At 71.9% G+C, this 9,627-nt stretch carries 9 protein-coding genes; 4 read left to right on the forward strand and 5 right to left on the reverse strand.

Translation table 11 applies throughout. The annotated features are described in order from the left end of the window. From VIB11_RS10790 to VIB11_RS10800, 3 genes are all read left to right on the forward strand, one after another. A partial coding sequence (locus VIB11_RS10790; RefSeq protein ID WP_332031104.1) for a tetratricopeptide repeat protein occupies positions 1-225 on the forward strand: 225 nt, incomplete at its 5' end. A 5-nt stretch (positions 226-230) separates the two neighbouring features. After that, a complete protein-coding gene (locus VIB11_RS10795) occupies positions 231-1,280 on the forward strand; it encodes an alpha/beta hydrolase-fold protein (protein ID WP_332031106.1) in 1,050 nt (349 codons plus the stop codon). A gap of 31 nt (positions 1,281-1,311) precedes the next feature. After that, a complete protein-coding gene (locus tag VIB11_RS10800; RefSeq protein ID WP_332031108.1) occupies positions 1,312-2,625 on the forward strand; it encodes a hypothetical protein in 1,314 nt (437 codons plus the stop codon). Between the two features lie 57 nt (positions 2,626-2,682). On the opposite strand, the gene VIB11_RS10805 is transcribed toward VIB11_RS10800, so the two are convergent. Next, positions 2,683-2,862, reverse strand: a complete 180-nt coding sequence (locus tag VIB11_RS10805) for a hypothetical protein (protein WP_332031110.1) — start codon at positions 2,860-2,862, stop codon at positions 2,683-2,685. Between the two features lie 154 nt (positions 2,863-3,016). Between VIB11_RS10805 and VIB11_RS10810 the strand changes: the two genes are divergently transcribed. Then, positions 3,017-3,430 carry a hypothetical protein gene (locus VIB11_RS10810; protein WP_332031112.1) on the forward strand — a complete coding sequence of 138 codons (414 nt, stop codon included), beginning with the start codon at positions 3,017-3,019 and terminating at the stop codon, positions 3,428-3,430. Between the two features lie 121 nt (positions 3,431-3,551). On the opposite strand, the gene pgm is transcribed toward VIB11_RS10810, so the two are convergent. From pgm to VIB11_RS10830, 4 genes are all read right to left on the reverse strand, one after another. Next, positions 3,552-5,198 carry a phosphoglucomutase (alpha-D-glucose-1,6-bisphosphate-dependent) gene (pgm, locus tag VIB11_RS10815; RefSeq protein ID WP_332031114.1) on the reverse strand — a complete coding sequence of 549 codons (1,647 nt, stop codon included), beginning with the start codon at positions 5,196-5,198 and terminating at the stop codon, positions 3,552-3,554. Between the two features lies 1 nt (position 5,199). Beyond that, positions 5,200-7,605: a 1,4-alpha-glucan branching protein GlgB gene (gene glgB / locus VIB11_RS10820; protein WP_332031116.1), complete on the reverse strand. Its 2,406-nt coding sequence runs from the start codon at positions 7,603-7,605 to the stop codon at positions 5,200-5,202. Further along, the gene (locus tag VIB11_RS10825) at positions 7,602-9,038 is read right to left on the reverse strand and encodes a maltokinase N-terminal cap-like domain-containing protein (RefSeq protein ID WP_332031118.1); all 1,437 of its coding nucleotides are present in this window, start codon (positions 9,036-9,038) and stop codon (positions 7,602-7,604) included. The genes glgB and VIB11_RS10825 overlap by 4 nt, the downstream gene beginning before the upstream one ends. Then, a partial coding sequence (locus VIB11_RS10830; protein WP_332031120.1) for an alpha-glucosidase C-terminal domain-containing protein occupies positions 9,031-9,627 on the reverse strand: 597 nt, incomplete at its 5' end. The genes VIB11_RS10825 and VIB11_RS10830, both read right to left, overlap by 8 nt.

Consider the following 9,627-nt stretch of genomic DNA (forward strand, 5'->3'; position numbering starts at 1 on the left):
GCGGCCCCCACCGACATCGACGCGCAGACCCTGGTCGCCGACCTCGACCTCCTCGGGGGCCACGTCGAGGACGCCTTCCTCCGCCTGATCGACCTCGTCCGCGTGACGAGCGGCGAGGACCGCGAGCGTGTCCGAACGCACCTGCTGGAGCTGTTCTCCGTGGTGGGCCCCCACGACGAGCGGGTGCGCAAGGCCCGCACCGCCCTCATGAGCGCGTTGTTCTGACGCCCGTGGCGCCGCCGAAGATGCTGGACGACCACGTCCGGTTCCGCTTCGCCGACCCCGCCGGGGCGTATGCCGCGGTGTCGCTCGACTGCAGCCCCGCCGTTCCGGGGCCGCGCGGCTTCACCGCTGTCGACGGGCACTGGGAGCTGAGGCTGCCGCGTCCCTCCCTGCAGCGGATCGAGTACCGCCTCGAGCTGACCCGGCCGGACGGGAGCCGCGAGACCGTCGCCGACCCCGGCAACCCCCTGCGCGTGCCGACGGTCTTCGGGGAGCGGTCGGTGGTGGAGCTGCCGGGGTATGCCGCGCCCGCCTGGCTGCGGGCACCGGCCGTCGGCGGGAGCCGCCGCACGCTGGCGGTGGTGGGGGAGACCGCCGCCGCGCTGCCCGTGACCGTCTGGTCGCCGGAGGGCAGCGCCGACCACGATCCCTTGCCGCTGCTCGTGGTGCACGACGGCCCCGAGTACGACCGGTACGCCGCGATCACGCGCTACAGCGCTGCCCAGGCGGCGGCAGGGGCGCTGCCGGCCCACCGGGTCGCCCTGGCCCAGCCGGTGGAGCGCGACGCGTGGTACTCCGCGTCACCGAGGTACCTGCGCACCCTCGTCGAGGACGGCCTCGCCCAGGTCACGCAGGAGTACGCGACGGCCGGGCCCGTCGTGGTGATGGGCGCCAGCCTCGGCGGCCTGACCGCCCTGCTCGCGGGACTGCTGGGTGCGCCACAGGTCGGCGGCGTCTTCGCCCAGTCCGGGTCGTTCTTCCGGGTCCGCCACGACGACGACGAGTCCGGCTTCAGGTACTTCGGTCGCATCTCGCGCACGGTGGAGGCGGTCCTCGACGCGCGGCACACGGAGCACCCCCTGCACGTCGCCATGACGTGCGGCGCCCTCGAGGGCAACCTCAGCAACAACGAGGACATGGCCTCGGCGCTCCGGCGCGCCGGGCACGAGGTGGCGTTCAGCCGGGTGCCCGACCTGCACAGCTACACCGCGTGGCGCGACGCGCTGGACCCGGCACTGACCGACCTCTTGCGGAAATGCTGGGGCACGACAGGATGATGCACGACCGCTGACCCGGATTGGAGCCACCATGCCCGCGACGCAAGAGCACCTGATCGGCCTGCTGCTGGGAGCGGAGGGTGACTGGCCGACCGCCTTCGAGGCGCTGGCACGCCGGCTGGGCGTGGTCACGGCGCCGGACGGCAGCGCGCACCAGATGAGGACCGAGCGCGTCACGATCGAGCCGTTCAACCTGCGCGACAAGCCGAGGCACGACCTCGTCATCGACCGCTTGGCGCACTGGTACTACCACCCGCGGGAGTGGCTGAAGAAGGTCGCGCTCATGGACGACGTGTACCTGCTCAACAGCCCCTTCACGTTCCAGTCCATGGAGAAGCACTCCGCCTACTGCGCGATGATGCGTCTCGGCATGCACGTCCCCGAGACCGTGCTCGTGCCGTACAAGAACCCGGTCGACAACGCCCGCTGGGCCTTCACCTCGGCCAAGTACAACAAGTCCTTCGACCTCGACCGGATCGCCGACGAGCTCGGCTACCCGATGTTCATGAAGCCCTTCGACGGCGGCGCCTGGCGCGGTGTGTCGATGATCCGCAACCGCGACGACCTCCACCACGCCTACGACGACTCCGGCGAGATGCTCATGCACCTGCAGAAGGCCGTCGACGGCTTCGAGGTGTTCGCCCGGGCCCTGACGATCGGTCCCGAGACGATGGTGATGAAGTTCCAGCCCGACGAGCCCATGCACAACAGGTATGCCGTGCGGCACGGCTTCCTCAGCGAGGACGTGGGGACCGAGGCGGTCACCATCGCCCAGACCGTGAACGCCTTCTTCCGCTGGGAGTTCAACTCCTGCGAGATGCTCGTCAAGGACGGCGTGGTCTACCCGATCGACTACGCCAACGCCTGTCCCGACGTCGCGGTCACGTCACTGCACTACTACTTCCCGTGGGCCATGAAGGCGCTGCTGCGCTGGTCGGTGTTCTGCCTGGCGACCGGGCGCAAGCCGCGGACCCAGGTCGACACCGGCGGCTGGTTCGAGGTGGCCGACGACGAGAGCCTGGACTACCGCAGCAAGCTCGGGGCGTACCAGCACCTCGCCGACGCCTACTTCGACACCGCCCGCTACCAGGAGTTCTGCGAGCAGGCGCTGCCGCACGTCGACGAGATGGTCCTGGAGTGGGTGGACTCCGAGGACTTCCGCAAGCTGCTGACCAGCACCATCCAGCAGACGTACCCGCCGCACGAGTGGGACCGGTTCGAGGGGCACTTCGGCGGACTCACCCGGCTCTGGGTGGACGACGAGCGGTCACGGCTCGGCTCGGGCGCCTCAGCCGCAGACGAGTCCGCGGTCGGCGGCCCCGCTCCGGCGGTGCCCACCGACTAGTGGCAGCGGCCGGCGCACCGTTCGGCCCCCCCGCACCGCCACCCGACGACCACCCGGTCAGCAGGCGACCTTCTCGCCGGGCAGCGGCCGGCGCAGGGCGTGCGTCGGCAGCGACCGGCGTCGGCGCATCGCGCGCAGCTGGTCGAGCGTGGCGAGGTTGGGGCCGGACTCGGAGGAGCGCGGGAACGACGACATGGCAGGGGCGGTGCTGCGGTGCTCACGGGTGTCGAGGCTCATGGTGGTCCCAACCCATTGACCGCGGTCGATATTCCGTGGGCCGTGTCTCCGTGACCGGTGACCGGTGACCCGTGACGCCGTGACCCGTGACGCCGTCACGCTGTGGGGCCGTGTCTCCGGTGGCTGTCGTGCGCGGCGCGCCTACGCTGGGGTCATGCCCGATCTCGCCCCGGTCTTCGCGGAACTGCGCCGTCGGCTCTCCGCCCACGAGGACGTCTTCACCGTCTCGACCAACATCACGGACGCGAACCGCCCGGTCTCGCGCAAGGTCGACGACGCGTCGCCGGGAGACACCTACATGCTGCTCGGCGCGCCCCACGAGAAGTACCCCGACGGGATGCTGTTCGCCGGGGTCAAGCAGCAGAAGAGGTACGTCAGCTACTACCTGATGCCGGCCTACACCGAGGCCGGGGTGGCCGGCGGCATCTCGCCCGAGCTGCGCAAGCGGATGCAGGGCAAGTCCTGCTTCAACTTCACCCGGGTCGACGAGGGCCTGTTCGACGAGCTCGCCGACCTCACCTCCCGCGGCCGCGACGCCTACGCGTCCAAGGGCTGGCTGGCCCGCTGACCCGGTCCGCCACGGTTCGCGCGGTTGGCGGACCTGTCACGCCCCGGCGAAGATCCGCCGCGGTGCTGAAGGTCGGGCGAACGTTGGCCGACGCGGGTCGTCCCCGGCCGCCGGGAGGCCGTCAGCCGCCGAGGGCGGCGCTGACGACCTCGCGGGCCTCGGCCTGCACCTGCGCGAGGTGCTCCGGCCCCTTGAAGGACTCCGCGTAGATCTTGTAGACGTCCTCGGTGCCCGACGGGCGGGCCGCGAACCACGCCGACTGCGTGGTGACCTTGAGCCCGCCGATCGCGGCGCCGTTGCCGGGCGCCTCCGTCAGCTTGGCCGTGATCGGCTCCCCTGCCAAGGAGTCGGCCGCCACGTCCTCAGGGGAGAGCGCGGCGAGCTTGGCCTTCTCCTCGCGGTTGGCGGGGGCGTCGATCCGCGCGTAGGCCGGGTCACCGTGCAGCGCCGTGAGCTCGGCGTAGTGCTGGCTGGGCGACTTCCCCGTGGCGGCGAGGACCTCGGAGGCGAGCAGCGCGAGGATGATGCCGTCCTTGTCGGTCGTCCACGCGGTGCCGTCCATGCGCAGGAAGGACGCCCCGGCCGACTCCTCGCCCCCGAAGCCGAAGCTGCCGTCGATCAGGCCGGGGACGAACCACTTGAACCCGACCGGGACCTCGACCAGCCGACCCCCGACCTCCTGCGCCACGCGGTCGATCATCGACGACGACACCAGGGTCTTGCCGATGGCGGCGCCCGGGGGCCAGCCCGGGCGGGCACCCCCGAAGAGGTAGCGGATGGCCACCGCCAAGTAGTGGTTGGGGTTCATCAGCCCGGCGTCGGGGGTGACGACGCCGTGGCGGTCCGCGTCGGCGTCGTTGCCGGTGGCGATGTCGTAGCGGTCCCGCTGCGCGATGAGCGAGGCCATCGCGGAGGGGGAGGAGCAGTCCATCCGGATCTTGCCGTCCCAGTCCAGGGTCATGAAGCGCCAGGTGGGGTCGACCAGCGGGTTCACCACGGTGAGGTCCAGGCCGTGCCGGTCGGCGATCTCGCCCCAGTAGGCGACGCTCGCACCGCCCAGCGGGTCTGCGCCGATCCGCACGCCGGCGTCCCTGACCCGCTGCAGGTCGACGACCTGCGGCAGGTCGTCGACGTAGGTCCCCAGGAAGTCGTAGGCCCCGGCGTGCGCGCGGGCGCGCGGGAACGGCATACGGTGCACCTCGGCCAGGCCGCCGGCGATGAGCTCGTTGGCCCGGGCGGCAATGGCCTTGGTGGCGTCGGTGTCGGCCGGGCCGCCGTGCGGCGGGTTGTACTTGAAGCCACCGTCGGCGGGCGGGTTGTGCGAGGGGGTGACCACGATGCCGTCGGCGAGACCGGGCCCGCCGAGGGCCTTGCCGGCGTTGGCGCGCAGGATCGCGTGCGAGACCGCTGGGGTCGGGGTGTACCCGTCGCGGCTGTCGACGAGCACGGTGACGTCGTTGGCCGCCAGGACCTCGAGCGCGGAGGCCCACGCCGGCTCGGACAGCCCGTGGGTGTCGCGCCCCATGAACAGCGGCCCGTCGTAGCCCTGCGCCCGGCGGTAGTCGCAGATCGCCTGCGTCGTCGCCAGGATGTGGGCCTCGTTGAACGCCGTCCTCAGGCTCGACCCCCGGTGGCCCGACGTGCCGAACGCCACCTGCTGGTCGACGTCCTCCGGGTCGGGGGTCAGCGTGTAGTAGGCGGTGACGAGGTGGGCCACGTCGACGAGGTCGGAGGCCTGCGCCGGCTGCCCGGCCCGGGTGTCCACCACGTCAGGCATCCTCGACGGGGGCCAGCCAGACCGACGCCAGGGCCGCGACGCGCACCTCGACGGAGTACGGCTGGTTGTCCCACGGCTGCTCCTGCGCCTCGACCACCACGTCGGCCTGGCTGGGCGTGCCGAACTCGTCGTAGCCGCTGGTGTCGAGCACCACGCGCCACCGTCCCGGGCGCGGCACGCCCACCCGGAGGTTGTCCCGGGCCATGCCGTTGAAGTTCACCACGACCGCCACGACCGGGCCGCTCTCGCGGTCCTCGGCGCCGAACCGCAGGTACGAGAAGGTGTTTCCCGCGTTGTCGTCGGCGTTCAACCACTCGAACCCGGCGGGGGAGTGGTCGAGCGCCCAGAGCGCCGAGTGGTGCTTGTAGATGGCGTTGAGCTGCTTGACGAGGTTGTGCACGCGGTAGTGCGCGGCATGGTCGAGCAGCCACCAGTCGAGCTCACGGCCGTCGGCCCACTCGGCCTCCTGCGCGAACTCGCTGCCCATGAAGATGAGCTGCTTGCCCGGGTGGCTCCAGATGTAGGCGAGGTAGGCCCGCAGCGTGGCCAGCTGGTCGTAGCGGCTGCCGGGGATCTTGCGCAGCAGGGACCCCTTGCCGTGCACCACCTCGTCGTGGCTGATCGGCAGCAGGTAGTTCTCGCTGTAGGCGTACATCAGCGAGAACGTCAGCAGGTTGTGGTGGTACTGCCGGTGCACCGGGTCCTGCGCGACGTAGCGCAGGGTGTCGTTCATCCACCCCATGTTCCACTTCAGCCCGAAGCCGAGGCCGCCGGCGTCCGTGGGCTTGGTGACGCCGGGCCAGGAGGTCGACTCCTCGGCGACCGTGACGATGCCGGGCACCCGCTTGTAGGTGGTCGCGTTGACCTCCTGCAGCAGCCCGATCGCCTCGAGGTTCTCCCGGCCCCCGTACTGGTTCGGCAGCCACTGCCCGTCGCGGCGTGAGTAGTCGAGGTACAGCATCGACGCGACGGCATCGACCCGCAGGCCGTCGACGTGGAACTCCTCGAGCCAGTAGATCGCGTTGGCCACGAGGAAGTTCCGGACCTGCATGCGGCCGAAGTCGAAGATGTGGGTGCCCCAGTCCGGCTGGTCGCCGCGGCGGGGGTCGGGGTGCTCGTAGAGCGCCTGTCCGTCGAACTTGGCGAGGGCCCAGGCATCCCGGGGGAAGTGTGCCGGGACCCAGTCGAGGATCACGCCGATCCCTGCCTGGTGCAGCCGGTCGACGAGGTGGCGGAAGTCGTCGGGGCTGCCGAACCGGGCCGTCGGCGCGTAGTAGCCGGTCACCTGGTAGCCCCAGGACGGGCCGTACGGGTGCTCCATCACCGGCAGGAACTCGACGTGCGTGAAACCGAGGTCGGACACGTAGTTGACGAGGTGCTCGGCGAGGTCGCGGTAGGACTGACCGGTGCGCCACGAGCCCAGGTGGACCTCGTACACGCTCATCGGCCCGGTGTGCGGGTCCCGCTCACCGCGTCGGCGCATCCACTCCTCGTCGCCCCAGTCGTACTGCGACCGCGTGACGACCGACCCCGTAGCAGGCGGCGTCTCGGCGGCCTGGGCCATCGGGTCGGCCTTCGAGCGCACGACGTCGTCGGAGCCGCGGATCTCGTACTTGTACCGGTTGCCCTCGCCGACCCCGGGGATGAAGAGCTCCCACACGCCGGACTCGCCGAGCAGTCGCATCGGGTGGCGGATGCTGTCCCAGCCGTTGAAGTCGCCGATGACGTGCACGGCGCGGGCGCGCGGCGCCCACACGGCGAACGAGGTGCCGCGGACGGTGCCCAGCGGCCCGCCGTACTCGCGCACGTGGGCGCCCAGCACGGTCCAGAGCTGCTCGTGGCGGCCCTCGCCGATCAGGTGCAGGTCGACCTGGCCGAGCGTGGGCGCGAAGCGGTACGGGTCGTCCTGCTCGTGCGCGATGCCGTCGTCGTAGGCGACGTGCAGGCGGTAGTCCATGGTCCGGCTCCCGCCCTCGCGCAAGCCGGTCCAGACGCCGTGGGCCTGGTGCTCGAGCTGCAGGCGCTCGCCGTCCTCGAACCGCACGGCGACAGTGCGCGCCATGGGGCGGAAGGCGCGCACCCGCAGACCGCCGGCCTCGAGGTGCTGGCCGAGCAGGTCGTGCGGCTGCTGGTGGCGGCCGGCGGCCAGGGCCTCGATCGCCCCGGTCACGTTGGGCGGCGCGGGCAGGGGCTCGGGGGTCGACCCGGTGCCAGCCGGCGCCGACGCGGCGGGAGGGGTGGCCGGCGCCGGCGCGGCGGGCGGGCTGGCGGGCGCCGGCGCGGCGGGCGGGCTGGCGGGTGCCTGCTCGACCGCCGGGGCAGCCGCCTTCGGGCGGGTCTCGGTCGCCTTCGTGTCGGGCTTGGTGGCGCGGGGGCGCTTGGGGATCTTGGGGCTCATCGGGTTGCCTTCCTGGCCTCGTCGAGCAGTCGGACCACGGCGTCGGTGGGGATGGACAGCCAGGTCGGTCGATTACGGGCCTCGTAGACGATCTCGTACAGGGCCTTGTCCAGCTGGAGCGCGGTGAGGAGCGCGGAGTCCGCGCGCGGGTCACGGCCGGCGACCGCGGCATACCCGTCGAGGAACGCCACCTGGGCGTCCTCCGCCCACCGGCGCGCGGAGGAGCCCGGGTGGGCGCGCTCCCACGAGCCCGCGGCGTAGTCGAAGGACCTCAGCATGCCCGCGATGTCGCGGACCGCCAGGTCGGGCCGGCTGCGCTCGGAGAGGGGGCGCAGCGGCTCGCCCTCGAAGTCGAGCAGCACCCAGCCGCGGCCGGGAACCTGCAGCACCTGGCCGAGGTGGTAGTCGCCGTGGATGCGCTGGAGCCGTGGCCAGTCCGCCTCGGCAGCCAGCTCGAAGATGGCTGTGATCTCGTGGTCGTAGGCGGCGATGGCCGGCACCTCGGAGGCTGCCGCGAAGTAGCGACGGCGCATGCCGGCCACCGTCGCGGCGATGGCCTCGGGGCTCACCGGCTCGGTCGGCAGGGCCTCGGCCAGGCGCGCGTGCACCTCGGCAGTCGCCGCGCCGAGCTCCTGTGCCGGTCCGGTGAAGTCGCGGCCCTCGCCGACCGCCCGCAGCGCCACGCGCCAGGCGTCCTCGGTGCCGGGGAAGAACTCCTGCGCGAACGCGAGGTGGCCCTGGGCCCGCGAGTCGGCGTCGTCGACGGCCGGCCAGCTCGCGCTCACGGACCCGGCCATGGCCGGGACCCTCAGCGATCCGGCCTCGGCCAGGGCGCCTTGGACCACGACGTCGGGGTTCTCACCGTCCTGCAGCGTGCGGAACACCTTGCAGATCAACGGCTTCGGGTCGCCGTTGGCGTCCGTGCAGTCGTAGATGATCGAGGTGTTCGACTGCTCCCCGGTCAGCACCCGCGACCCGTGGACCTCCACGGCCGGCGCAGACCGGTGGCGCACGCCCTCGACCTCCGGCTCCGGGGTGTCGGACGCGCTGCCGGCCTGCGCGGTGGCCCGCCCCAGCAGCAGCTCGAGGAGCTGCGCGGCGTACACCGGGTCCCGGGGACCGTCGTAGACCCAGCGGGGCCCGAGGACGCTGTGCTCCATGGTGCCGACCAGGGCCTCCTGGCCGCCCTCGAGCGGGGCGCCGCGGTAGGTCAGCGGCACCTGGTACACCACCGGCGACGGACCGGACTCGTCGACCACGAGAAGGGTCTCGATGCCGACGCGCCCCGCGGGGTCGTCGAGGCGCCACGACCACAGCTTGCGCAGCCGCGGGACCCGGCCCTTGGCGGCATACCACCGCTGGCGTGCCATCCAGTCGGGGAGGAGCTCCAGCTTGGTGGGTGTGAGCGTCGCGCCCGAGTGGATCTCAGCCATGCGCGGCACCGGTGTCGAGCCGCAGCCAGAAGAAGTCGCGCGAGCCCAGGGTCAGCGTGAGCGTGCCGTCGTCGGTGACCTTCGGGAAGCCGTGGCCCCCGAACAGGTCGACGAGCTGGGCGCCCTTGAACTCATCGGGCACCCGCACCACGGTCGCCTGCGGCCGCGAGGACAGGTTGTTCACGCACAGCACGGCATCGCCCTGTGACGCCGAGCCCGACCCCTCCTCGGGCTGGTGCACCCGCATGAACGACAGCACGGCGTCGTTGTCGGAGGGGCACACCTCGAAGGTGCCGAGGCCGAAGACGGGGTGGCGCCTGCGCACCTCGAGCATCGCGCGGACCCAGTGCAGCAGCGAGGAGCTGTGCGCCATCTGGGCCTCGACGTTGACGTTGTTGTAGTGGTAGACGAGCGAGGAGATGACCGGCAGGTAGAGCTTGCCGGGCTCGGCCACGGAGAAGCCGCTGTTGCGGTCGGGGGTCCACTGCATCGGCGTGCGGACGGCGTCGCGGTCGTTCAGCCAGATGTTGTCGCCCATGCCGATCTCGTCGCCGTAGTAGAGGCAGGGCGAGCCGGGCAGCGACAGCAC

The sequence above is a fragment of the Pedococcus sp. genome, assembly GCF_036554925.1.
GTDB lineage: Bacteria > Actinomycetota > Actinomycetes > Actinomycetales > Dermatophilaceae > Pedococcus_A.

What these genes read in the sequence shown, in the direction of transcription:
- VIB11_RS10805 (WP_332031110.1), bottom strand. Translation starts at nt 2,862, where the DNA reads ATGAGCCTCGACACCCGTGAGCACCGCAGCACCGCCCCTGCCATGTCG.
- glgB (WP_332031116.1), bottom strand. Translation starts at nt 7,605, where the DNA reads ATGAGCCCCAAGATCCCCAAGCGCCCCCGCGCCACCAAGCCCGACACG.
- VIB11_RS10810 (WP_332031112.1), top strand. Translation starts at nt 3,017, where the DNA reads ATGCCCGATCTCGCCCCGGTCTTCGCGGAACTGCGCCGTCGGCTCTCC.
- VIB11_RS10800 (WP_332031108.1), top strand. Translation starts at nt 1,312, where the DNA reads ATGCCCGCGACGCAAGAGCACCTGATCGGCCTGCTGCTGGGAGCGGAG.
- VIB11_RS10825 (WP_332031118.1), bottom strand. Translation starts at nt 9,038, where the DNA reads ATGGCTGAGATCCACTCGGGCGCGACGCTCACACCCACCAAGCTGGAG.